We start from the raw sequence: 23470 nt of genomic DNA, 5'->3' as shown, positions 1-23470 counted from the left end.
ATGAATGAATGCGGGCTTATTGTCGTGGCAGTTTTGCGACTTTGGGCCTGGTGACATAGACATGCCGGTAACGGCTTGTTTTACACTGGTCCGGACATCGTTCCAACGGAGAGGGAATCCATGCTTTGCAGCAGCTGCAACACCGGCACCTTGATGCCCACGCGAATCGACGGCAACGGCCCGGTCTGCTACCAGTGCAATCACTGCAACGGTGCCTTGCTGTCGCTGGCCCCGTATCTCGACTGGGTCAGAACGCAGCCCGTACCCGTCGCCTCGACGCAGTCATTCGAGGATGAAGCCAAGGACACCAAGCGCGCCCTGCCATGCCCCAAATGCAGCCGCATCATGTTGCGCTTCAATGTGCTGGCCGACAAGGCGCATGGACTGGACTTCTGCTTTCACTGCGAAGAAGTCTGGCTTGATGCGGGCGAGTGGCTATACCTGAAAGCGCAGGGCCTGCACACCCGCATCACATCGATATCGACCGACCCCTATCAGCGCCGCTTGCGCGACCAGGCACTGCGTGAATCGGCGCAGCAGCGCTTTCGCACGGTAGTGGGTGACGAGGGCTTCAACGAGGTGCAGCGGTTTGCATCATGGTTGAAGAACCAGCCCGCGCGGGAAGCGATTCTTCGGCATTTGAGCAACGAGGCGAGAGAGTAGGTTCCGGCCGTCGCGAGATATGAGATAGGGGAATGTCATGGCCTCGTCATCGGGAAGCATTGCGCGTGTTTTGCCGCGCTGTCTGGCGCCGCTCGTCATCTGCTGCTTTGGCAGCATGCAGGGGCTGGCGGCCGAGCCTCCGGGGCTGCGTCCGCCGGCCGACGCGGATCTCGTGGCCAGAGTGGAGGGCAAATTCGTTTCCGCGTTGCTCGATGCCTTCCATTGGGATCTCGTGCAGGCACTGGATGCGGACGGCATCGAACAGCGCGACTGGACTTCGGACTCCGGCCGGGACGTGCGTCTCCATTTCTCTGGCGGGCAATTGGGTTCGAGTCTCTGCAGCGCAACCAGCTTCAGCTACGCGCTGCTGAACCGCCATCGCATCTGGGTGGGCATCCCACGTTCGGAATTGGCCGGGTGCGGTGGCGAGTCACTCATGCGGCTGCAGTCGCGTGTCGTCCGGCAGTTGACGGGGCTGGATGCCTATGCGCTGCGGATGGAGGATGGTGCCGAGCCACCCCGGCTTGATCTGGTGTTTCGTGACGCAAGCCGCTGGCAGTTGAAGGGCGTGCCGATATCGCGCATGCGTCACTGAACTCAGCTGCTGCACTAGATGCTAACGCCCGAGCGTTGAACGGGCGGGCAAGCCACGCAGCAGATTTTGAGTCCGCTGCGTTTTCCATCATTCACCTACGGCTCACAACGCCGCAATGCGCGCGGCAATCGCCTCGCCAAGCTGCGTCGTGTTCGCCTTGCCGCCGAGGTCCGGGGTGAGCGGGCCGCTCTTGATCACGTCTTCGATGGCCTTGAGGATGGTGTCGTGCGCGGCGCGGCCTGCGCCTTCGCTGTTGGTGAGGAAGTCCAGCATCAGCGCGCCGGACCAGATCATCGCGATCGGGTTGGCGATGTTCTTGCCGTAGATGTCGGGCGCGGAGCCGTGCACCGGCTCGAACAGAGAGGGGAACACGCGATCCGGGTTCAGGTTGGCCGACGGTGCCAGGCCGATCGTGCCGGTGGTGGCGGGGCCGAGGTCGGAGAGAATGTCGCCGAACAGGTTGGTGGCAGCCACGACGTCGAAGCGGTCGGGCTGCAGCACGAAGCGTGCTGTGAGGATGTCGATATGCTGCTTGTCGAGGGTGATCTCGGGGTAGCTCTGGTGCACGTCTTCGGCGCGCTTGTCCCACCAGGGCATGCTGATCGCGATGCCGTTGCTCTTGGTGGCGAGCGTGACGTGTTTCTTCTTGCGGCTTTGGGCGAGGTCGAAGGCGTATGTCAGCAGGCGCTCGGCGCCCTTGCGCGAGTAGACCGATTCCTGGATGACGATTTCGCGATCTGTGCCTTCGTACATGATGCCGCCGAGCGAGGTGTACTCGCCCTCGGTGTTTTCGCGCACCACGTAATAGTCGATGTCACCGGGTTTGCGGCCCGCGAGCGGGCAGGGCACGCCTTCGAAGAGGCGCACGGGACGCAGGTTGATGTACTGATCGAATTCGCGGCGGAACTTGAGCAGCGAGCCCCACAGCGAGATGTGGTCGGGCACGGTGGCAGGCCAGCCGACCGCGCCGAAGAACAGCGCGTCAAAGCCCTGAAGCTGTGCCTTCCAGTCGTCGGGCATCATCTTGCCGTGCTCGGAGTAGTAGTCGCAGTGCGCCCAGTCGAAGTGCTCGAACTCGAGCTTCAGATCGAACTTCTTCGAGGCGGCTTCAACGGCGCGCAGGCCTTCCGGCATGACTTCGCGGCCGATGCCGTCACCGGGCAGGACGGCGATGCGGTACGTTTTCTGTTCGGGGGTGGTGGTGGACATGGGCGGCGCGCCTCTTTCTTCGTGATTTGATGGGGTGGCTTTGGAATGGCAGTCAGTGTCCACTAAAAACGCTGTGAATAAAATACGCGAATCGGCGTCTCATATTTTACGATTCGTGAATAATTTTCCTGACCCCCATGATCTACGCGTCTTTGCCACCGTGGTGCGCAAGGCGGGCTTTTCTGCGGCTGCGGAGGAGTTGGGTGCATCGCCCGCCTATGTGAGCAAGCGCATCCGCATTCTTGAGGAATCGCTCGCGACCAAGTTGCTGCATCGCACGACGCGGCGGGTGGCGGTGACGGAGGAGGGTGAACGCGTCTTTCACTGGGCGCAGCGTGTGCTCGACGACATGGACCAGCTCATGCAGGAGGTGGCGATCACCCGCAGCGAGCCGCGCGGCACGCTGCGGGTGAGTTGCAGTTTTGGCTTCGGGCGGCTGATCGTGGCACCTGCGTTCTCGAAGATGGCCGAGAAATATCCGGCTCTGCAGGTGCGGCTGGAGTTGGTGGATCGGCTGATTGATGTGGCGGCCGAGGGTTTCGATCTCGATGTGCGCGTGGGCGACGATATCGCACCGCATCTGATCGCGCGGCGCTTGGCGACGAATCATCGCGTGCTGTGCGCGGCGCCCGCGTATCTGGCTCGGCGGCCCGCGCCGAAGCAGTTGAGCGAACTGGCCGCGCACGACTGCCTGGTGATCAAGGAGCGCGATCATCCGTTCGGCGTGTGGCGGCTCAAGTCGGGCACGGCGGAGCAGAGCGTGAAGGTCACGGGGCCGCTGTCATCCAACCATGGCGAGGTGGTGGTGCAGTGGGCGCTGGATGGACGCGGAATTGCGCTGCGGTCGATGTGGGATGTGGGGGAGCATTTGCGCGCCGGGCGGCTTGTGCAGGTGTTGCCTGAGTGGCGGCAGGAGGCGAATGTGTGGGCGGTTTATCCGACGCGCTTGCAGGTGTCGGCTAAGGTTCGGGTGTGTGTGGAGTACTTGATGGAGTACTTTCAGCGGGAGGTTTGTCTTGGCTGAGGGTGGAGGCCGGGACTGCCCCCGGCGGGGCAATCACTTTTTGCTTGCGCGCAAAAAGTAATCAAAAACGTGCTTGGAAGTCATCCGGCGGAACTCGCGGCGTTCCTTCGTCACTCTGCTCGGGCAACCGCCGGAAATCAGTCTGGAAGAGGTGTTTGCGGCACGTCGCTGCGCTCGTGCGGAGGTGTTTGCATAGCTGCGTTCGAGTTCGGACGCCCACTGTGCTTTTGAGAGTGCGATGCTGAAACGGATGCTCGCAAATAACGCAGTTCACGCACACCGCATCTCGCGAAGTCGCGAGATGAGCGCCACGAGCGAAGCGATGTGCCGAAAGTACCTCTTATGAAAATTCTGACTCGCGGCGGTTGCCCGAACGGAGCGACGCAGTCGCAAAGTGAGTTCTGCCGCGGGTATTCAAAAACGCATTTTTGGTGACTTTTTGGGCAAGACCAAAAAGTGACTCCGCCGCCGGGCGGAACTCCCGGCCTCCGCTGCCAGCAACGCAGCAAGTGCCGCTCCATTCAAGCACCTCACCGCAAAAGTGATCAGAAAAGGTGGATTCAGCACTTAGCAAGACATCAGGCGGGATTGGCCTGAGTGTCGGGTTTCAGTTGTTTGATTTCCGGGCTCGGGTGAGGCTGTGATGTCAGCGCGCTGCCCATAGCTGCGGCCATGATGATGCCGATGGCTGTCCATTGGAAGACGCTGAGGTGTTCGCTGAGCAGCAGCATGCCGGCCAGTGCCGCGACCGCTGGTTCTGTGGCGAGCATGGTGGAGAAGCCGCTGTGTGACATGCGCTTCAATGCAAACATTTCCAGGGAGTACGGAATCGCGCTGGATACCGCCGCGACGGCCAGGCCGTAGAGCAGCAATGACGGGGTGAGCAGTTTCATTCCGGCTTCGGCGATGCCGAAGGGGACGACGATGATGGCGGCCGAGAGCAGGGCGAGGGATACGACCATGCCCCCATGCATCTGGCCTGTGCGCTTGCCGAGCACGATGTAGCCTCCCCAGCAGACTGCGGCGACGATGGCGTAGAGCAGGCCGATGGGGTCGAGCGTGCCTACTTGTACGCCGAAGAGCGGCAGGATCAGCAGCATGAAGAGGCCGATGGCGGCGAGGGCGAGCCACACCAGGTCGAGCAGGCGGCGCGAGGTCCAGACGGCTACTGTCAGCGGACCGATGAATTCGATGGCGACGGTCACGCCGAAGGGCAGGCGTTTGATGGCCATATAGAACAGCAGGTTCATGAGCCCCAGCACGGTACCGAAGATGAAGATCTGCTGGAGGTTGGCCTTGGTGGGGGCAAAGCGCCAGGGGCGCCAGATGGCGATCAGGATGAGGGCGGAAAAGCCTACGCGCAGCGCCGTCGTGCCCTGCGCGCCAATCACGGGAAACAGGTGCTTGGCAAAGCTGGTGCCGACGCACAGCGAAACAACGGAGCCGAGTACGGCGAGTGAAGGCAACAGCCGTTGCCAGAGAGAAGGGTGCATGGCGAGATAATATTGTGCGATGCGGTAGTGATTTACGCCATTTGGGTGGGCTGCACGCAACTTTCACTCTTTTGCATCCATCGGGATGGTTGGCAGTCGAGGAGGCCTGCAGCATGAATTCTCAGCTTGACAGTTTTGATATCGCCATACTGGCGGTTCTGCAGGAGGACAATCTCACGGCGCAGCGCGAGATCGCCGAGCGCGTGCATCTGTCGCCAGCAGCCGTTCAGCGGCGCATTCAGCGGTTGCGCGAAAGTGGCGTGATTGCGGCCAACACGGCGGTGCTGGATCCGGATGCGCTCGGGCGGCCGCTGACGATTTTCATCGAGGTGGAGTTGGTGAACGAGCTGGATGCACTCACCGCAGGCTTTCGCTCCCGCGTGGAGGTGGAAGGTGCCGTGCAGCAGTGCTACAGCGTGACCGGGCATACGGACTATCTGTTGATCGTAACGGCGGTGGACATGCAGGAGTATCAGACGCTCACTCAGAGGCTCTTTGGCAGCGATCAGAACATCAAGCGGTTCACGACGTCGATTGCGCTCGCTTCGTTGAAGCGGAGCTTGCACATGCCATTGCCCTCGGGTGAGCGCGGAGTGTAGGACACGCCCCAAAAAACAAACCACCCGAAGGTGGTTCGATGTGTGGTGGGTGACTTGAACGCTTGGCTGTTCAGCGCTTCAGTCCTTCGGTCAACCTGCCAGAGCGGCTTTCACGGCGGCGGAGACCTGGCCCATGTCGGCCTTGCCGGCCAGCTTGGACTTCACTGCACCCATGACCTTGCCCATGTCGCCGGGGCCGGATGCGCCCAGCTCGGCCACGATGGCGTTCACGGCTGCCGTGACTTCTTCGGAGGACATGCGCTCGGGCAGGTAGGCCTGCAGCACGAGGATTTCGGCCTTTTCGACATCGGCCAGATCCTGGCGTTCGGCCTTTTCGAAGGCGGCGACGCTGTCTTTGCGCTGCTTGATGAGCTTGTCGACGATGGCAACCACGGCGACGTCATCGAGTTCAATGCGCTCGTCGACTTCCTTTTGCTTCATGGCGGCCAAGAGCAGGCGGATGGTGCCCAAGCGTGCCGTTTCCTTAGCCCGCATAGCCGACTTCATGTCGTCCGTGATTTGTTCCTTGAGAGACATAGTGGTGCTCCTTGTGTACTACGAAGCCTTGCGGCTTCGATGGGTCAATCGTTTGGAGGTGCCAACACAGCCCTTCATGCTTTGTTGCAAAGCCTTGCCGCACCAAAGTACTGTCTGCGGCTTTGCGTCGCGCCTGAAGGGCTGTCTTGGCATTGTGGCTGGTGATCGGGTGCCCGCTTCTCTACATGCTTGTGTTGTTCAATGCGGGGAAGGGGGTGTTTTGCTTTTTCAAAAACAAAAAAGCCGCGCTTGGCGTCCCTAGCGCGGCTTTTGGCGTGTCGATGAACTCGCCGAAACTGACTAATCAGAGATTAGTACAGCTTCTTGGGCAGTTGCATGCTGCGAACGCGCTTGTAGTGACGCTTGACGGCAGCAGCCTTCTTGCGCTTGCGCTCGGCCGTTGGCTTCTCGTAGAACTCGCGAGCGCGCAGGTCGGTCAGCAAGCCCAGCTTTTCGATGGTGCGCTTGAAGCGGCGCAGAGCAACGTCAAAGGGTTCGTTTTCTTTTACACGGACGGTGGTCATTAGCTAATGTTTTCCAAATTTTTTGCCGCTAGAGGGTTTCCGGGAGATCGGGCCTGAAAACCATGCGCGGCGGTGTTGCCCCGCCTGAAACTAGTATTGGCCGGCGGAGCTATTGCCAGCAAAGCCCAATATTATAGCGGTCGATTCGAGTTTGGCAAGTCGCTATCGATTCGGGAGTCTGAATGTCCGTGCGACGGGCCTGTCGTTCAGTGCCGGGTACGGCCGCTCCAGAGTGTCAGGATGGCCAGCGCCTGCAGGGTCAAGGCTCCGGCAAACAGCCAGAGGTGTGCGGGTTCGATTCTGAGCAGCAGCGAGAACGTCAGCGGCGCAAATGCGTACAGCGCCTGCGAGATGGCGACGATGAGGGCCACCACGCGGGCGACGTCCACTGCGGCGAAGTCGGCCTGCGCGATCAGAGGCGGCAGCGAGATGGTGTTGCCGATGCCTGAGCCGAACAGCACCAGCCCACACCACAACTGAATGCCGGGGCCGCCAGCGGTCATCAGCAGCAGCACGCCGCACATCTGCATGGCGTAGCTCGCGCAGCTCAGCAGACGCCGCTCGTGCGTGGTGGCAAGCGCCCTTGCGAACAGCATGCGGCCAAGCATCGCGCAGGCTGTCATCAGCGTCATGCTCCAGCCCGCACCCTGTGCGCCGAGCATGGGCACGAGCAGGGAGTACAGGTGCGAGACCAGTCCGCTTTGGGCAAACAGTGACAGCGACATGGCGGCGGCCAGTGTTCGGAAGCGCGCGCTGCGCCAGAGGCTGGGGCCGGGCAGGGACGGCGTCTGCGATACAGCGTTCTGATTCGCGGGAGCACTTGTTGCGCCTGAATCGCTTGCTGAATCCGGTGGCGCGCCATCGGGCGTCTGGCCCAGCATCGCGGGCGTGAGGGCCAACACACGCTGTGTCAGCCAGAACATGATGACCAGCGTGCAGGCTCCCACGATGCATGCGGCGACAGGGAAGCCGAACTGCGCGATCAGCACGCTCCAGAGTGGTGCGAACACCATGCCGCCGACGCTCGCGCCGTTGTAGGCCTTGGAGAGCGCCATGGGGCGCTTGCGGTTGAACCACGGCGCGATCATCGCGTTGATGCCCGCCGCGCTCATGGTCACCCATCCCGCACCGGTCAACAGCGCGGACGCGAAGAGCTGCCAGTGCTGATGAGCGCAGGCCCAGCCGATCACGCCCGCCGACGCGAGGCATGAGCCGACGAGCGTGATACGCGGCACGCCAAAGCGGGCGTGCAGTCTGGGCAGGAGAGACACCACGAAGGCCCCGAACAGGTAGTGCAACGTGATTGCGGCGGAAACCAGTGGCACAGACCAGCCTGTGGCCGAGATGACCGCGTAGAGAAAGATCGGCGGCCCGTAGAAGCCGATGCCCCAGCCCAGCATGCCCGAGACAAAGGCTGCGCGCACCACCGCGTGGCCGTGAAAGGGTGCGTTGGCGCTATGCGTGTCGTGGGGCATGGAGCGGGTTACGTTGTCATCGGCGCCAGAATGCCTTGCTGTCGCTTAGTCCTGTGGCAGGGCTTGCGCGCAGGTGTGAGCGCTGGCCCAGGCCCATTGGAAGTTGTAGCCGCCGAGCCAGCCGGTGATGTCCACCACCTCGCCGATGAAGAACAGGCCCGGTTGCGCCTTGGCCTCCATGGTCTGCTGTGACAGCGCCTTGGTATCCACGCCGCCGAGTGTCACCTCGGCCTTCTTGTAGCCCTCGGTGCCTGTGGGCACCAGCTCCCAGCGCGCAAAGCGTTCGGCCAACTGCGCCAGCGCTTTGTCGGAGGCCTCGTTCACTGGGCGTTGCCAGTCGGCGCTTTGCTGCACCCAGGCATCGGCCAGGCGCGACGGCACCTTGCCCGCGAGTTCGTTGGCAATCAGTTTCTTGGAGCGCGACTTGGCTTCCTGCAGCGCCTCGCTCAGGTTTTCGGTCGGCGCGAGGTTGATGGACAGCGGTGTGCCGGGCTGCCAGTAGCTTGAGATCTGCAACACCGCAGGCCCCGATAGCCCGCGGTGGGTGAACAGCAGGTCTTCGAGAAACGCCATGCGTTCCTTCTTCGTACCGGTGCTGATCTCCACCGGCAGCGCAAGCCCCGCGAGCTGCGCATAGGGCTCCCAGCCCGCGCCGTCAAACGTCATTGGCACGAGGCCCGGGCGGCGCTCGACGAGCGGCAACTCGAACTGCTTGGCGATGCGGTAGCCGAAGTCGGTCGCGCCGATCTTGGGAATCGACAGACCGCCCGTGGCGATCACGAGGCTGCGCGCATGCACGGTGCCGCGCGAGGTTTCGAGCTGGTAGCGCGCGCCAGTCGCGTCACCGTCCAATCCGTCGATGCGGCCGACGGTGCAGGGCTGCCAGCGCTCGACCTTGCCGTCGGCGCATTCGGCGAGCAGCATATTGATGATGTCTTCGGCCGAGCGGTCCGCGAACAACTGGCCCTTGTGTTTCTCGTGATACGCGATGCCGTGCTTCTCGACGAGCGCGATGAAATCCTGCGGCGTGTATTTCGACAGCGCCGAGCGGCAGAACTGCGGGTTCTGGCCGACGAAATGCTTGTGCGGCGCGCGCACGTCCAGATCGCGGTTCGTGAAGTTAGCCCGCCCACCGCCCGAGATGCGGATCTTCTCGGCCACCTTGTCCGCGTGATCGATCAGCAGCACCTTCAGGCCCCGCTGACCCGCCTGAGCGGCACAGAACAATCCGGCGGCACCGGCTCCGATGATGATGGCGTCGAAAAATGGCGATGGGGACACGGTGATGCAGGGGCAGTAAAAAAGACGCGGACTCGCCGTGATGGCGAACTCAAAAATGAAACGGGCTCGCCGTTGAGCGAGCCCGCGATTGTCTCAGTGTTGGGAAGGACGCGCTTGGACGCTCAGCCTTTCCAGACAAACGGAAACTTGAGCTGCTTGAAGAAGCCGTTGGGCACATAGTCGCCGAGCACGCCGTATTTCTCGGGCCAAAGCTTGTCGCTCTTCACCGCCGTGCCGAAGAGGTAGTCAAGAAAAGCGAAGTGCGCTGCGTAGTTCTTGTCGAGCGCCTCTTGGTCCTGGCTGTGATGCCAGTGGTGGAAGTTGGGCGTGACGATGACGTAGCGCAGTGGCCCAAGGCGCACGCTTACGTTCGCGTGGTTGAACACCGCCTGGAAGCCCACGATGATGATGTACGCATCGATCACCTCCTTGCTGAAACCCAGCACGTAGATCGGCGCGAGCACCAGCGTGCGGGTGATCAGCAGCTCAAGGATGTGCTGGCGCGAACCGGCCATCCAGTCCATGCTTTTCACGCTGTGGTGCACGGCGTGCAGGCGCCAGCCGAGCGAGGTCTCGTGGTACGCGCGGTGCGTCCAGTACTGCACCAGATCGGCGACGAGCACGATGAGGAACAGTGCCACCCAGAAGTTGAGATTCGCCACCCAGCCGCGAATACCGTCATTGGCGGCCCATCCGAAAAACTTGTGCACCATGAGGTTGGTGGCCAGCAGCACGAAGCCAACCACCATGTGGTTGACGATGAAATGGTGAAAGTCGGTCTGCCATTCTTCGCGGAAGATTGGCTGGTCCTTGCGCAGCGCGAACAGCTTCTCGATGAAGATGAAGATCAGCGACGAGCCGAGCAGGTCGAGAATGAACCAGTCGAGGCCGATGTACGGCGTGTTGCTTGGAAAGTTCGGATTGACCTCGACCTTGTGCCCGCCGAGGATGGCGGTGATGGCGACGAGACCGAACGCGAAGCTGGAGAGCCAGCGCGAGCGGTTGAACAGGATGTTTACGAGCGACATTCCACCCGCGACCACCATGGCCACGAACATCACGTTGCGCAGCATGGCCACGTCGTAGCTCTTGCGCAGCTCAGGCGTGGTGAGGTACTGCGGGAAGTGAAAGGCCAGCACGCCCAGAAAGCACAGGCAGGCCAGAGTGAGGGCGATGACGCCGGTGATCAGGCCCTTGCCTTTGCGGAGTTCGCCGTGGCTTTCCGTGAAGTCGTTGAGTTTTTCCAGCATGGTGCGCGTGAGAGAGTTTCCCGCCTCAATGTAAGAATCGGTGAGTTTATCCAAATGCTTTCGCGACTGATGTAACGATAAATTTATAGAATGTCACTATGGACCTCCCATCACATCAACTCAGCATGACCGTGCTCATGTCCCCCGACATGGCCAACTTCTCCGGCAACGTGCACGGCGGCGCCGTTCTCAAGCTGCTTGATCAGGTGGCGTATGCCTGCGCGGCGCGTTATTCGTCGAGCTACGTTGTGACTCTGAGCGTGGACCAGGTGATGTTCCTTCAGCCCATCCATGTGGGCGAGCTGGTCACCTTTCTTGCCAGCGTGAACTTCACCGGCAATTCGTCGATGGAGATCGGCGTGAAGGTGGTTGCCGAGGAAATTCGCTCCAAGGTGGTGCGTCACGTGAACAGCTGTTTCTTCACCATGGTGGCTGTGGACGAGAACCGCAAGCCCGCGAAGGTGCCACTGCTGACGCCCGAGACCACCGATGAAAAGCGCCGCTGGTCGGCCGCGCAGATCCGCAAGCAGTTGCGTGGCGAATTTGCGGCGCGCTTTGAGCAGGCGAGCAAGGGCTGAGTTCAGCTCTTCCTCAGTCTGCCCTCTGCTTGGGGGCGCTGATCGCCTTGCTGTAGAAGCCGGAAGGGTCGAAGCAGCACACGCGCTGCTTGCCCGATGCCAGCATCTCGCAGGCATCGCGGATGCGCTTGGCGCGTGTGCTGGCCTGCTTGGCGGTCACAATCCAGTGAATCCAGTCCACGCGCGCAATCGTCGTCGTGCCGCGCCAGACCACGAGTGCCTCGGGCGTGGCCTCCAATGCGGATTGCAGATCGGTGGGGATCTCGGGTTCGGGCTCCTGTTCCACAGCGGCGATCTGGTAGTGCGCTGTCTCGCCAAACTGCAAACCTGCCGCGTCCTGCAGCGTCGGGTCGATGCGCAGCCAATGACTCTTTTGACCGTCGGGCTCTAGCATGACCTGAAACGGCTGACCGTTGACCGAGCCAGTGACCGTCGTCCTGCCTCTGCGGGGTAGCTTGGCGCTGGCGGCCTTGGGCAGCAGCACAAATCCCCAATGCGCTTCGCCCGCAGGCAGCGCGGGGCGCAGCAGTGCTGCTTCAAAGCTGGAAAGAGTCGCGTCCTCGTGGGTCATGGCATCCAGTGGGAGGTCAGAGTGGCCATTGTGACGGATCGCGAACTGCGGGGCTACTGGGGATGGCTTGGTGGCTACTTGGTGGCCTTCTTGATCAGCGCCTCGATCTGCGGCGATGCGTGGCCCGCCAAGCCGGTCATCAAACCACCCAGCAGCACAAGCGCTGCGGGAGTTTTCCGCCAGCGGGTCTCCTGTCCCGTGGTGGCTGTTCTTTGTATTCTCGCCATTGTCTCCATCTATTGATTGAATGGCTTTGTTAGCTCAATGATGATTGTTGCACAGGCGGTTGCGCCTCCCGGTCATTCCAGCAGTGATATCGTATCTGCCCACTTTTTCCGCCCCTTTGGCAAGGATGAAGTGGGGGATCGGGCCAGGGCTGAAACAGCCCGGCTGAATTCAGGCGGTGCGTTCGTGCGGCAGATCGCCGTTGCCTTGGGAGTGCAGCGCCGCAACGCCGCGCACCACGTCGCCCACCACGATGATCGATGGGCTCGCGAGTTGGTGCACTTTGATGGTGGTGCGCAGCTCGCCCAGCGTCGTCACCGCATGGCGTTGGTGCGGCAGGCTAGCGTTCTGAATCACGACGGCCGGCGTGCCAGCGGGCAGGCCGCGCAGCAGCTCCTGCTGGATGTGCTCCGAGCCGCTGATGCCCATGTAGATCACGAGCGTGAGCTTGGCGTTGTGCGCTGTCTGGGCAAGTTGGTGCCAATCGGTGCCCGTGTCGCCGGGCTTGGCATGGCCGGTGATGAAGACCACGCCATGCGCGTGATCGCGGTGGGTGAGGGGCGTGTTCAGCGAGGTGAGGCCCGCGAGACCCGAGGTGATGCCGTTGATCACGCGCGCCTCGACACCCGCTGCGCGCAGGGCCTCGATTTCTTCGCCACCGCGGCCGAAGATGAATGGATCACCACCCTTCAGGCGCACCACGTGTTCGCCTGCCAGCGTTTCGCTGACCATGAGCTTTTCAATGAAGGCCTGAGGCGTGCTCTTGCAGCCGCCGCGCTTGCCGACATGCACGATGCGCGCACCGGGCGCAGCGTGTTCCAGCACGGCGATGTTGACCAGATCGTCGACGAGCAGCACGGTGGCGTTGGCAATGGCCTTGACGGCCTTGAGCGTGAGCAGCTCTGGGTCGCCAGGTCCAGCTCCTACCAGCGTGCAGGAGCCCTGTGGGAGGGAGGAGGGGGTCACTGGACTGTGCATGTGCTTTGCTCCTCACGAACACGTCGTGCGGTCTGAACGATGAATTGGACTTGCTGTGCGATGGCGGCGGGCACGGGGCGCTGGCCGTCGAGCACGTCCTTTGTGTATTGGGCGGTGGTCGTCACGTCGATCTCGGCGGGCAGGCCGGGTACTTCGGCGGCGGTGCCGGGGCTCTGGTCCTGCAGCAGCTGATGCGTGCCTCGCACAAAGCCGTCGTAGCGCGGAGACCTGCGTGGGTCGGCGGCGACCTCGCCCTCAAGACCACGCGAGAGCACACCGTTCATGCCGAGCGCGGCATAGGTTTCGCTCAGCGTGTCGAAGTATTCGGGATGGGTGTAGCTGCTGATGACCAACGCTTTTGCCGCACCGGGATTCATGAGCTTGACCACGCTGTGCGCGGGATTGCGCAGGCCGATCACCTCGCGTGCGGCCAGCAGACTGGCGAGGCGCGGATGCAGGTGCTGCGTGTCGATATGCGCGATTTCGCCGCTCCCCAAGGCGCGCGGAGCGGTGCTGGACGCGATGCCGAGCGCCACAAGAACGTCCGAAGCAAGCACGCGCCGTGCCTCGGTGCGCATGCCGTGCAGCAACACCGGCAGGCCTTCGCGGGCGAGCAGCAGGGCAAGCAGGGGGGTGAGCACCGGCAGCTTGCGTGCGCCGTTGTAGCTGGGCAGCACGATGGTGGGGGTATCGGTGGCCGGAAAGCGAGCGATGCGCGCATGTGTGGCGTCGAGAAAGCCGCTCATCTCCTCCAGCGTCTCGCCCTTGATGCGCATGGCAATGCAGAACGCGCCGATTTCCAGATCGGTCACCTGACCGTCGAGGATCTGCCCGAAGAGATCGGCCGCTTGCGCGCGGTCAATCGCCTTCGCGCCGCGCGCGCCGCGACCGATTTCCTTGAGATAGTGGCTGATGCCCATGATGGGGTTTGGCTGGGGAGCTGAATGAACTATACATATTGTGATGCATGTTTAATGACCGATGGTTATATCGATCTACTCTTTGCAAAACCCCGCTTGTCTTTTTAGCGGCCGAACGTTCAACCCTTCAGTCGGCCATCATCGAGTGGCATGGGCTGTGTGACCCGTCCAGGAATGGTCTCTCCGGCGCGCGGCGGCAGATGGCGCTTCACTTGGGGGCGCTGCAGCCGCTGCTTGTGATCCGCGCCGTCCGGCAGTTCGGCCACGCGCTGCAACTGGATGTGGGCTACGAGGCCGCCCGATGCGGCGTTGGCGAGCGCAAAGATGCCGCCCATGCGCTGCACTGTCTTGTCAACGATGGCAAGGCCAAGGCCTGCGCCGGCGGCGGCAGTACGGGCCGAGTCGCTGCGGAAGAACGGCTTGGTCAGGTTGGCGAGCTGCTCGGGCGGCACGCCGTTGCCATGGTCGCGCAGCTTGATCAGCACCCATTTGTCCCAGGACTTGGCGGTGATGTCTACGGTCGTCACGCCGGTGTCTTTGTTCTTGCCATAGCGGCGGGCGTTTTCCAGCAGGTTGGAGATGACGCGGGCGAGTTCGATTTCGTCGACCAGCACGTTCAGATGCTCCGGCACCGACATGCTGATCTGCAGCTCGCGGTGGTCCTGCACGGCATAGACGCAGGACGAAACCACGCCGTAGAGATTCACCGGCGTGAGCGTCACCGCGTCGGGGCGAGCGTAGTCGAGGAACTTGTCAATGGTCGCATCGAGCTGCACGATGTCGGCCACCATGTGATCGCGCGCGACATCGTCGTTCACGCTCATCTCGGTTTCGAGGCGCAGTCGCGCGAGTGGCGTGCGCAGATCGTGCGAGATGCCAGCGAGCATGACAGCGCGGTCCTGCTCGAGCTTGGCAAGCTTCTGGGCCATGCGATTGAAGCCGATGTTCACCTCACGGATTTCGCTGGTCACGGCTTCTTCGTCCAACTGGCTAGCGGCGAAATCGCCATCTTTGACCTTGTTGGCGGCGTAGGAAAGTTGCTTGAGCGGGCGGTTGATCAGGCGCGCGATCACGGCCGCGCCAGCGAGCGACAGCGCGCCTGCGGTAATCAGCCAGATCAACCAGGTCTTGCCGCTCGCGGTGGACAGGCGCGAGCGGTCCATGAGCAGCCAGTTCGGATCGCCGTTGATGTTGAAGCCCACCCAGAGGCCTTGCTCGCCGTTCACGCTGTTGGCCAGAATCGTGCCGGGGCCGAGGCGGCGCGTGAGTTCTTCAGTGAGCCGGGCACCAAGTGCCGACTGGGGCAGGTGTTCGAATTTGTCGTCAGGCTCGCGCGGCAGGATGCGCACGCCTTCCTGATCGGCCATGGTCTTGATGAGCGAGACGCGCGCAATCGCATCAGCGTGTACAAGGGCCGCACGGCTCAGATTGACAAGCGATGCGATCTGCTGCGCGGTTTGAAGCGTGCGCGGTTCGAATTCGAGTGCGCGCAGGGTCTGCAGCCAAGCCAGAATTGAGCCGACCAGCAGCAAAGCCAACAGGAAAAATGTGCGCCAGAAGAGATTCAGCCCAACGCGAGCGCGCTGTGCGGAATTCTGCTTGGGCGACTCCAGCGGTGCGGGGCTGGTGGCTTCGGCATTGACGGGTTCTGGTCGTTTGGCGCTCATTGACTATGGCCGCATTCGGTAGGGAAATGAAATGGGAAAGGCAGACGGCGTGGGCCGGTCTGCCTTTCATCAGAAGGTTCATACAGCGACCCGATCCTTTGTTTTGCGGGGAGTGGCTCGCTGGTTTGAACCTTCGCCTCAGAGGGCTGCACAGAGTGGCTGAGGATCAGCTCGTTCCGTCCGGCACGAACACATAGCCCACGCCCCAGACGGTCTGGATGTAGCGCGGTGCAGCGGCGTCCACTTCCACCAGCTTGCGCAGGCGCGAGATCTGCACGTCGAGGCTGCGGTCGAATGGTTCGAACTCGCGGCCGCGTGCCAGCAGTGCCAGCTTTTCGCGCGACAGAGGTTGGCGCGGGTGGCGCACCAGCGCCTTCAGCATCGCGAATTCGCCGGTAGTCAGCGGCAGTTCCTCGCCGTTCTTTTGCAGCGCACGTGTGCCCAGATCGAACGTGAACGGACCGAAGGTCACCACTTCATTGTCGCCCGATGGTGCGCCAGGCGCTTCCTGGGGAGGACGGCGACGCAGTACGGCGTGAATGCGCGCGAGCAGTTCGCGCGGGTTGAACGGCTTGCCGAGGTAGTCATCCGCGCCCACTTCCAGACCCACGATGCGGTCCACGTCCTCACCTTTGGCGGTGAGCATGATGATCGGCGTGCGGTCGTTGGCGGCACGCAGGCGACGGCAAATCGAAAGGCCATCTTCGCCAGGCATCATCAGGTCGAGCACGATCAGGTCCACGGTTTCGCGCAGCAGGATGCGGTTGAGCGCCTTGCCGTCTTCGGCAACCATGACCTCGAACCCTTCCTGAGTGAGGTAGCGCCGCAGCAGATCGCGAATACGGGCGTCGTCGTCAACTACGAGAACCTTGTCTGTGCGGTTGGTTGTTGTGGCCATAACTTTCCTCAGTCCAATTTGTAACAGAGCCAATTCTGACCAGCTTGAGCCGGGAATGTTTGGTTTTTTTCGCTGGGTTGACCTAATGTTACAAATCTTGCCCTAAAACGCCGAGTGTTGGGGAATCCTTTACACAAACTTCATGTCTTATGTGCAATATGCCGATTGAATGATCAACAGGTATTGGAATTTCGATGCCGGACTTTCGATCAGAAACTAAGAGGTGATATGGCTGGATTCGCTGTAAAAACGGTAGCCGCTACGGCTTTGCTGGTTTGTGCTGGTGCGGTGCTTGCACAGAGCGCCAACGGTGCGGGTGTGTCGAATGCTGCACCGCAAAATGTGCTCCAGCTCTCGGCATCGGGTTCGGTGGAGGTGCAGCAGGACGTGTTGGTGATGCATTTGTCCACGACGAAAGAGGGCAGTGATGCGGCGAGCGTGCAGACGCAGCTCAAACAGGTTCTGGATGCGGCGCTGACGCTGGCCAAGCGCGATGCCAAGCCTCAGCAGATGGAAGTGCGCAGTGGGGACTTCTCGCTCTATCCGCGCAGTGGCAAAGACGGCAAGATTGCGGGCTGGCAGGGCCGTGTGGAGTTGATTCTGGAAGGCCGGGATTTCTCGCGCATCACGACGATTGCTGGCGCGGTGCAGAACATGACGGTGAGCTCGGTCTCGTTCAGCTTGTCGCGCGAAGCCCGCGAGAAGGTCGAGGCGGAAGCCCAGGCCAAGGCCATCGCAGCGTTCAAGGATCGCGCGACGTCGATCGCGAAGAACTTCGGCTTCTCGAGCTACACGTTGCGCGAGGTGCAGGTCAATGACAACGGCAATGTGCTCATGCCTTATGCTGCTTCGGCGCGCGCGAATGGCGGCATGCTGAAGTCGTCAATGTCCGATTCGGCTGTGCCGGTCGAGGCGGGCAAGGCGCGGGTCGAAGTGTCGGTATCGGGATCTGTCCAGTTGCGCTGAGGGCTGGTTTATGACTCAATGCGAGGTGACATCGAGAGAAGAACTATGAAGCGATAGGTTCCTCTTGGTCGCAGCCCCCGATTCGTCATTGCGGCGAATTCGGGGGCTTTCTATTTTTTGGTTTGGTTATTTGTTTTGGCTTGGTGCGTTGATCGTTTTGAGGCGGCAATACAGAGCCCCTCATGCTGCGTTGTGAACGCTTGGCCGCACGGCAGTGCCATCTGCAGCTTCGACGCCTTGCCTGGGGGACTTTCTTGCCGTTGGGGTTGTGGCCCGGTTGCCCCGTCTGCGTCACAGGTTCACTGACTCAATGCCAATGCCATGCAAAAAACCCGCCTCCGTTTTCGGAGCCGGGTCTTTTTGTTGACTGGTAGATTTCTGGCTGCTGTGTTCTATTGCGCTGCCCAGCCGCCGTCCATGTTCCAGGCTACGCCGCAGATGTTGTTGCCCGCGGGCGAGCAGAAGAACACGGCGAGCTCGCCCAGTTCTTCGGGGGTCGTGAACTTGAGCGAAGGTTCCTTTTCAGAGAGCAGGTCCTTGGTTGCTTCTTCGACCGTCACGCCATGTTCCGTTGCCTTGGCATCGATCTGTTTTTGCACCAATGGCGTGAGCACCCAGCCAGGGCAGATGGCATTGCAGGTGATGCCGCCAGCGGCGTTTTCGAGCGCAGTCACCTTGGTCAGGCCGACGATGCCGTGCTTGGCGGCGACATAGGCCGACTTCTGCGCGGAGCCGACCAGACCGTGCACCGAGGCGATGTTGATGATGCGCCCCCATTTGGCGGCTTGCATGGCGGGTAGCGCGTGGCGCGTGGTGTGGAAGGCGCTGGAGAGGTTGATCGCGATGATCGAATCCCACTTCTCGGGCGGGAAGGCTTCGACCGGAGCGACATGCTGGATGCCGGCGTTGTTCACCAGAATGTCGACGCCGCCGAACTGGCCTGCGGCGTACTTCATCATGTCTTCGATTTCCTGCGGGCGGCTCATATCGGCGCCGTGGTAAGCCACCTTCACATCGTGCGCCTTGCCTGCTTCCAGTACGGCGGCGCGTGAGCCGTCGACGTCACCGAATCCGTTGAGCACGATGTTCGCGCCTTGACGCGCAAGAGCCTTGGCGATACCCAGGCCAATACCGCTGGTGGAACCGGTGACGAGTGCTGTCTTGCCATTGAGCATAAAAGTCTCTCCAAATCAATTACGATGCAAACATTATCGAGGGATCCTCTGTGCGATTCCCACGACGCATGCTAACGCGGGCTCGGGCGATCTGCGGCGGCAAAAATCCTCGCGATAGCTACGGCTATCCCTGCGGTTTTTTGCCATCTCACTCCATCACTATCCGCGCTAGCCGCTCGTCGTTTTCGTCGCGCAAAGTATCCCGGGGCACGAGACAAAGTTGATTTCCATGAATGAACCTACGCTGAACTACGTACCCTGTCCTGGCCTCGCCGCTACGAGTCCGATGAATTCCGACGGTCACCGCATGGCGTACTGGGAGTGGAACGATACGGGAAATCCGGCGCACTCGCGTGTTCTGATGTGCGTGCATGGTCTTTCACGCCAGGGTCGCGACTTCGATGTATTTGCACGCCGTATGGCCCGGTACGGTCGCGTGATCTGCCCGGACGTGGTCGGTCGCGGCAAGAGCGACTGGCTGGCCGATCCTGCGGGCTATCAGATCCCCAACTACGTGGGCGACATGCTGGTGCTCATCAACAAACTGCATGCGCAAGCGCCGATCACGCAGCTCGATTGGGTCGGGACCAGCATGGGGGGGCTCATCGGGCTTGTGGTGGCGGGGCAGAAAGATTTGCCGCTTCCCGTGCCGGTGCATTCGTTGGTGCTCAACGACGTGGGGCCGGCGGTGCAATGGGATGCGCTGCAGCGCATCGGCTCGTATCTGGGTCGTCCGCTGCGCTTTGACTCAGTGCAGTCGGCTGCCGACGAGATGCGCAAGATATCCATGGGTTTCGGCCCGCATTCCCCCGAAGACTGGCTTGCTCTGTCGCGTCCCATGGTAGTGCGCGCTGCAAACGACAAACTGCGTCTTCACTACGATCCGGGCATTGCATCGCCCATGCGCAAGATGACGAAGGAGGCCGCAGAGGGGGGTGAGCGCTATCTGTGGAAACTCTACGGGCAGATCACTGCACGTACCTTGTTGCTGCGCGGTGCGGATTCCGATCTGCTGTCCAAAGCCACGGCTGAGCGCATGGCGGAAGTGGGGCCTCACGCGCAGATAAAAGAGTTTGAATTTGTAGGGCATGCCCCCACCTTGGTGGCAGAAGAACAGGGCAGTGCGGTCGAGCGGTTCCTGTGCGGTAGTTAGCGAGCGGGCCTGAACGGAGAACCCATGAAAACGAGTGCAATTGGCACACCCATTCACACCGGCACCGGACCGGGATCGGGTTCTGCGTTCCCGTCCGGCATGGCGGCAGACGCGGTCCCACAATTGATTGCCGTAACGGCCGATGTGGCGCCTGAGCAGGTGGGCTCGCTCGAGAAGGTCCGAGCGTTTTCCGTACCTCTGCTCACCGGGGAATGTCTCGAGACCGGCGAGAGTACTCTCGCGCATGCCGACGCGGTCGCGGCCATTTTGAAAGGCATAGGCAGTTCGGAGACGCTGCAGGCCGCCGTCTATTTGGTCTATGCCTCTTCGCACTTGAACAGGCCCGAGGAAGTCATCACCAAGGCCTTCGGCGAGAACTTTGCCGAACTTGCCTGCGAAACCACGAAGCTCATGCGCGTGCAGGAGCAGGCCCGTGCCGCGCAGGTCGCGGGCATCCAGGTTGACGACATCGCCACGCAGACCGAGAACGTGCGCAAGATGCTGCTCGCGTTCTCCAAGGACCTGCGCGTGGTGCTGCTGCGTCTGGCGTCGCGTCTGCAGACGCTGCGCTTCTATGCGGCGACCAAGCGCCCCGTCTCTCCCGGTATGGCGCGCGAGGCGCTGCAGGTGTTCGCTCCGCTCGCCAATCGTCTGGGCATCTGGCAGATCAAGTGGGAATTGGAGGATCTGTCTTTCCGCTTTCTCGAGCCCGACACTTACAAGGAAATCGCCCGCCTGCTCGATGAGAAGCGCGCCGAGCGTGAGCTCTACATGGAGCACTTGCGCAGCCGCCTCGAATCCGAGCTGCGCGCGCGCAGCATCAGCGCTTCCGTGAAGGGCCGTCCCAAGCACATCTACAGCATCGTCAAGAAGATGCGCGGCAAGTCGCTCAATTTCGATCAGTTGTTCGACATCCGCGCGCTGCGCGTGATCGTACCGACGGTGAGGGACTGCTACGCGGCACTGTCGTGGGTGCACTCACACTTCGCGCCGATCGAGGCGGAATTTGACGACTACATCGCGCGCCCCAAACCCAACGGCTATCAGTCGCTGCACACCGTGGTGCGTGACGAGGCGGGCAAGGCCATCGAAATCCAGATTCGTACGCAGGCGATGGATGACCATGCCGAAAGCGGCGTGGCCGCGCACTGGGCTTACAAGGAGGCGGGTGCCAAGGGCTACGCGGGCGTGTCCGCAACGAGCGAGTACGACGCCAAGATAGCGGTGCTGCGCCAACTGCTCGCGTGGGAGCGCGACATGACCGGAGCGGTCAGCCGCAGCGGCCTGTTCGACGACCGCATCTACGTGCTCACGCCCGATGCTGCTGTGATCGAGTTGCCGCGCGGCGCCACCCCCGTGGACTTTGCCTACGCTGTGCACACCAATGTCGGCCATCGCTGTCGTGGTGCGAAGGTGGATGGCAACATGGTGCCGCTCAATACACCGCTCGAAAATGGCCAGACGGTCGAAATCACCACTGTGAAGGAGGGGCGTCCGTCACGAGACTGGCTCAATCCCGAACTCGGCTATCTCACCAGCAACCGCGCGCGCGCCAAGGTACGCGCATGGTTCAACGCGCAAGCCACCCACGTCACGATTGCCAAGGGCCGCGAAGCCGTTGAAAAACTGCTGCAACGCGAAGGCAAAACCTCTATCAAACTCGACGACCTGGCGACGCAGCTTGGCCTTAAATCAGCCGACGCGCTGTTCGAAGTGGTCGGCAAGGACGAGTTGTCGCTGCGCAGTATCGAAACACTGCTGCGCCCTGCGCCCGCACCATCAACAGTCACTGCCGACGAGCTGAACCTCGTGCGCAAGAGCCGCGCGAGTGACGCAGCCTCCAAGGGCGGCATTCTCGTCGTCGGCATCGACTCCCTCATGACGCAGCTTGCCAAGTGCTGCAGACCCGCCCCCCCGGACGATATCAGCGGCTTTGTCACGCGTGGCAAAGGCGTGAGCGTGCACCGCTCCGATTGCAGCAACTTCCGCGAAATGGCCGCACGTAGTGCAGAGCGCGTCATCGAAGTGGAGTGGGGCCCGTCCAAGCCTCAAAAAGAAAGCGCCGTCTACCCGGTTGACGTCTCTGTGGAGGCGCACGACCGCCAAGGCCTGCTGCGCGACATCTCCGAAGTCTTCGCACGCGAAAAGACCAACGTCATCGGCGTGCAGACCCAATCCGTGAAGGGGACCGCCTGGATGACATTCACCGTGGAAGTCTCCGACTCAGGGCGCCTGAACAAGGTACTCGGACAGGTTGCGACGGTTTCTGGTGTGTTTTCTGCAAGAAGGCGCTGAAACTGTGCCATAATTGAGAGCTTGGCGGGAAGCAGGGATTTTTCAGCAGTCGCCGGTTTTGCAAGTGGGAAGAAATTCAAAAAATCTTCGAAATTTGAAAAAACGGCGAAATTTTACTGCTAGAATTTCAGCTTCTTGTAAAGAACAACAGGCGCGTAGCTCAGCTGGTTAGAGCACCACCTTGACATGGTGGGGGTCGTTGGTTCGAGTCCAATCGCGCCTACCACATCTCCTCTCTGGGATTGACCAGACTCAGAGAATTTTGGGAGATTTGTGGGAGATCACCCGGCCTTGAGCCGGGTTTTTTCATTTCCGAGCATCGCTTCAACTTTCGCCTTTTCTCGCCCTCGGTCGGCCCCGTCGATCCACTTCGCGTAGACCGTGAAGAACATCTTGGCGTTCTTGTGCCCCATTTGCCGAGCAATGTACGCCGGGTTGGCTCCAGCAGCCAGTGAGTTCGTGGCGTAGGTATGTCGGGTCTGATAGGCCCGGCGGTGGCGAATCCCCAATTTCCGCAGTGTCGGTGTCCAGAAGTGGTCCCGCTGACTGCGTTCGTCGTGAAGTGGCCTGTTCGTTTCCACGTTCTGGAAGATCTCGGCGTCCGTGCCGCCCATCAGCGTCCATGACTTCATGGATTGCAGTGCGGCCAGCGCACGGCTAACCAGATCCACATCCCGGGCGTTGTAGGTCTTGAGCGGCTTCAATTCCCCGGCCGTCCGGGCACGTTCAACGCGGATCGTCTGGTTGTTCCAATCCACGTCTCCCCAGCGCAGGGCGATCAGCTCTTCCGGTCGCATGCCGGTGAAGAACGCGACTTCGAAGTAGGCCCACATTCGTGGATCGCAATGCTTTTGCATGTGCGCGAGAACCTGTTCCATCTCGTCAAAGGTGAGCGGATCCGGCTGCGGCTTCTGATGCTTGCTGTTCTCGATACCGTCCATTGGATCGTCGACTTTGAGGTCGCGCCCAGCCAGAGCAAAGACACCGCGTAACGTGATCAGGTAGTTGTTCAGCAGCTTGGCAGACTTCCATGGGGTGCTGCCGATCTTGGCTGCCACCTTGGCGTGTGTGAGCTGCTCGATGGACGAATCAGCGCCGAGCATCTCCTTCCAGATCGTCAATGCGTTCCGATATTGACTGAGCGTTTTGGTGGCCAAGCGACCTTTGGTGGCAAGCCACAGGTCACACCATTCGCCAAAGCTGTGTGAGGCCTTGGCCTTCTTCGCCTGCGGCGCGTCGGGGAAGTAGTCCTCCCATGTGAATGTACCGCGTGCAATCGCCTGATTGACTTGCTTCACCAAGCGCTCGGCGTGCCGCATGTTCACCGGCGTTGGCGGAATGGCCAAGCGGACACGTTGCCATGTGCCATCAAGCGTGAAATTCACGCGGATGGA

23 protein-coding genes and 1 tRNA gene are annotated in these 23470 nt (G+C 61.4%); 9 read left to right on the top strand and 15 right to left on the bottom strand.

Going from position 1 to position 23470, the window contains the following annotated elements:
* The first annotated feature begins 120 nt into the window (after positions 1 to 120).
* Positions 121 to 663, top strand: a complete 543-nt coding sequence (locus tag G7047_RS14855; protein WP_166306837.1) for a hypothetical protein — start codon at positions 121 to 123, stop codon at positions 661 to 663.
* A gap of 37 nt (positions 664 to 700) precedes the next feature.
* Positions 701 to 1258, top strand: coding sequence for a hypothetical protein (locus tag G7047_RS14850; RefSeq protein ID WP_166306834.1), 558 nt, complete (start codon positions 701 to 703; stop codon positions 1256 to 1258).
* Between the two features lie 102 nt (positions 1259 to 1360).
* Here G7047_RS14850 and G7047_RS14845 read toward each other — a convergent pair whose 3' ends face one another.
* A complete protein-coding gene (locus tag G7047_RS14845; RefSeq protein WP_166306831.1) occupies positions 1361 to 2467 on the bottom strand; it encodes a tartrate dehydrogenase in 1107 nt (368 codons plus the stop codon).
* 115 nt (positions 2468 to 2582) lie between these two features.
* Here G7047_RS14845 and G7047_RS14840 point away from each other — a divergent pair, with 115 nt between their 5' ends.
* The gene (locus tag G7047_RS14840) at positions 2583 to 3491 is read left to right on the top strand and encodes a LysR substrate-binding domain-containing protein (protein ID WP_166306828.1); all 909 of its coding nucleotides are present in this window, start codon (positions 2583 to 2585) and stop codon (positions 3489 to 3491) included.
* 578 nt (positions 3492 to 4069) lie between these two features.
* Here the strand turns inward: G7047_RS14840 and G7047_RS14835 are convergent.
* Positions 4070 to 4984, bottom strand: a complete 915-nt coding sequence (locus G7047_RS14835; RefSeq protein ID WP_166306825.1) for a DMT family transporter — start codon at positions 4982 to 4984, stop codon at positions 4070 to 4072.
* Between the two features lie 113 nt (positions 4985 to 5097).
* Between G7047_RS14835 and G7047_RS14830 the strand changes: the two genes are divergently transcribed.
* Positions 5098 to 5583 (top strand): Lrp/AsnC family transcriptional regulator, encoded by a 486-nt coding sequence (locus G7047_RS14830; RefSeq protein WP_166306822.1) that lies wholly within the window; start codon positions 5098 to 5100, stop codon positions 5581 to 5583.
* 90 nt (positions 5584 to 5673) lie between these two features.
* On the opposite strand, the gene G7047_RS14825 is transcribed toward G7047_RS14830, so the two are convergent.
* The 5 genes from G7047_RS14825 to G7047_RS14805 all read right to left on the bottom strand — a co-directional run bounded on the left by G7047_RS14825 (position 5674) and on the right by G7047_RS14805 (position 10650).
* Entirely contained in the window at positions 5674 to 6120 is a 447-nt protein-coding gene (locus G7047_RS14825) for a GatB/YqeY domain-containing protein (protein ID WP_166306819.1), read from the bottom strand.
* A gap of 311 nt (positions 6121 to 6431) precedes the next feature.
* Positions 6432 to 6644 (bottom strand): 30S ribosomal protein S21, encoded by a 213-nt coding sequence (rpsU, locus tag G7047_RS14820; RefSeq protein ID WP_166306814.1) that lies wholly within the window; start codon positions 6642 to 6644, stop codon positions 6432 to 6434.
* Between the two features lie 206 nt (positions 6645 to 6850).
* The gene (locus G7047_RS14815; protein WP_166306811.1) at positions 6851 to 8119 is read right to left on the bottom strand and encodes an MFS transporter; all 1269 of its coding nucleotides are present in this window, start codon (positions 8117 to 8119) and stop codon (positions 6851 to 6853) included.
* Positions 8120 to 8164: 45 nt separating this feature from the next.
* The gene (locus G7047_RS14810; protein ID WP_166306808.1) at positions 8165 to 9400 is read right to left on the bottom strand and encodes an NAD(P)/FAD-dependent oxidoreductase; all 1236 of its coding nucleotides are present in this window, start codon (positions 9398 to 9400) and stop codon (positions 8165 to 8167) included.
* Between the two features lie 122 nt (positions 9401 to 9522).
* Entirely contained in the window at positions 9523 to 10650 is a 1128-nt protein-coding gene (locus G7047_RS14805) for a sterol desaturase family protein (RefSeq protein WP_166306805.1), read from the bottom strand.
* 98 nt (positions 10651 to 10748) lie between these two features.
* On the opposite strand from G7047_RS14805, the gene G7047_RS14800 reads away from it, so the two are divergent.
* The gene (locus tag G7047_RS14800; RefSeq protein WP_166306802.1) at positions 10749 to 11228 is read left to right on the top strand and encodes an acyl-CoA thioesterase; all 480 of its coding nucleotides are present in this window, start codon (positions 10749 to 10751) and stop codon (positions 11226 to 11228) included.
* 13 nt (positions 11229 to 11241) lie between these two features.
* Here G7047_RS14800 and G7047_RS14795 read toward each other — a convergent pair whose 3' ends face one another.
* From G7047_RS14795 to ompR, 6 genes are all read right to left on the bottom strand, one after another.
* The gene (locus tag G7047_RS14795) at positions 11242 to 11799 is read right to left on the bottom strand and encodes a YdeI/OmpD-associated family protein (RefSeq protein ID WP_166306799.1); all 558 of its coding nucleotides are present in this window, start codon (positions 11797 to 11799) and stop codon (positions 11242 to 11244) included.
* 74 nt (positions 11800 to 11873) lie between these two features.
* A complete protein-coding gene (locus tag G7047_RS14790) occupies positions 11874 to 12026 on the bottom strand; it encodes a hypothetical protein (RefSeq protein ID WP_166306796.1) in 153 nt (50 codons plus the stop codon).
* Between the two features lie 169 nt (positions 12027 to 12195).
* Positions 12196 to 13002: a uroporphyrinogen-III C-methyltransferase gene (cobA, locus tag G7047_RS14785; protein ID WP_166306793.1), complete on the bottom strand. Its 807-nt coding sequence runs from the start codon at positions 13000 to 13002 to the stop codon at positions 12196 to 12198.
* Positions 12987 to 13922 carry a DNA-binding protein YbiB gene (ybiB, locus tag G7047_RS14780; RefSeq protein ID WP_166306790.1) on the bottom strand — a complete coding sequence of 312 codons (936 nt, stop codon included), beginning with the start codon at positions 13920 to 13922 and terminating at the stop codon, positions 12987 to 12989. Before ybiB ends, cobA begins: the two co-directional genes overlap by 16 nt.
* Positions 13923 to 14041: 119 nt before the next feature.
* On the bottom strand, positions 14042 to 15589 hold the full coding sequence (locus tag G7047_RS14775; protein WP_166306787.1) for a sensor histidine kinase: 1548 nt from the start codon (positions 15587 to 15589) through the stop codon (positions 14042 to 14044).
* A gap of 166 nt (positions 15590 to 15755) precedes the next feature.
* Complete coding sequence (gene ompR, locus G7047_RS14770) at positions 15756 to 16487, bottom strand: two-component system response regulator OmpR (protein ID WP_166066900.1); 732 nt, start codon at positions 16485 to 16487, stop codon at positions 15756 to 15758.
* Between the two features lie 228 nt (positions 16488 to 16715).
* Here ompR and G7047_RS14765 point away from each other — a divergent pair, with 228 nt between their 5' ends.
* Positions 16716 to 17453 (top strand): SIMPL domain-containing protein, encoded by a 738-nt coding sequence (locus G7047_RS14765; RefSeq protein ID WP_166306784.1) that lies wholly within the window; start codon positions 16716 to 16718, stop codon positions 17451 to 17453.
* Between the two features lie 392 nt (positions 17454 to 17845).
* Here G7047_RS14765 and G7047_RS14760 read toward each other — a convergent pair whose 3' ends face one another.
* Positions 17846 to 18628, bottom strand: coding sequence for a 3-hydroxybutyrate dehydrogenase (locus G7047_RS14760; RefSeq protein WP_166306781.1), 783 nt, complete (start codon positions 18626 to 18628; stop codon positions 17846 to 17848).
* A 229-nt stretch (positions 18629 to 18857) separates the two neighbouring features.
* On the opposite strand from G7047_RS14760, the gene G7047_RS14755 reads away from it, so the two are divergent.
* The 3 genes from G7047_RS14755 to G7047_RS14745 all read left to right on the top strand — a co-directional run bounded on the left by G7047_RS14755 (position 18858) and on the right by G7047_RS14745 (position 22302).
* Entirely contained in the window at positions 18858 to 19781 is a 924-nt protein-coding gene (locus tag G7047_RS14755) for an alpha/beta fold hydrolase (protein ID WP_166306778.1), read from the top strand.
* Positions 19782 to 19805: 24 nt separating this feature from the next.
* Entirely contained in the window at positions 19806 to 22076 is a 2271-nt protein-coding gene (locus G7047_RS14750; protein WP_166306775.1) for a bifunctional (p)ppGpp synthetase/guanosine-3',5'-bis(diphosphate) 3'-pyrophosphohydrolase, read from the top strand.
* 149 nt (positions 22077 to 22225) lie between these two features.
* Positions 22226 to 22302: transfer RNA gene (locus tag G7047_RS14745), tRNA-Val, on the top strand.
* 55 nt (positions 22303 to 22357) lie between these two features.
* On the opposite strand, the gene G7047_RS14740 is transcribed toward G7047_RS14745, so the two are convergent.
* Positions 22358 to 23461, bottom strand: coding sequence for a site-specific integrase (locus G7047_RS14740; protein WP_166306772.1), 1104 nt, complete (start codon positions 23459 to 23461; stop codon positions 22358 to 22360).
* Between the last annotated feature and the right edge of the window lie 9 nt (positions 23462 to 23470).

The sequence above is a fragment of the Diaphorobacter sp. HDW4A genome, from assembly GCF_011305995.1.
Taxonomy (GTDB): Bacteria; Pseudomonadota; Gammaproteobacteria; order Burkholderiales; family Burkholderiaceae_C; genus Diaphorobacter_A.
This window is presented reverse-complemented; position numbering and strand designations above follow the sequence as displayed.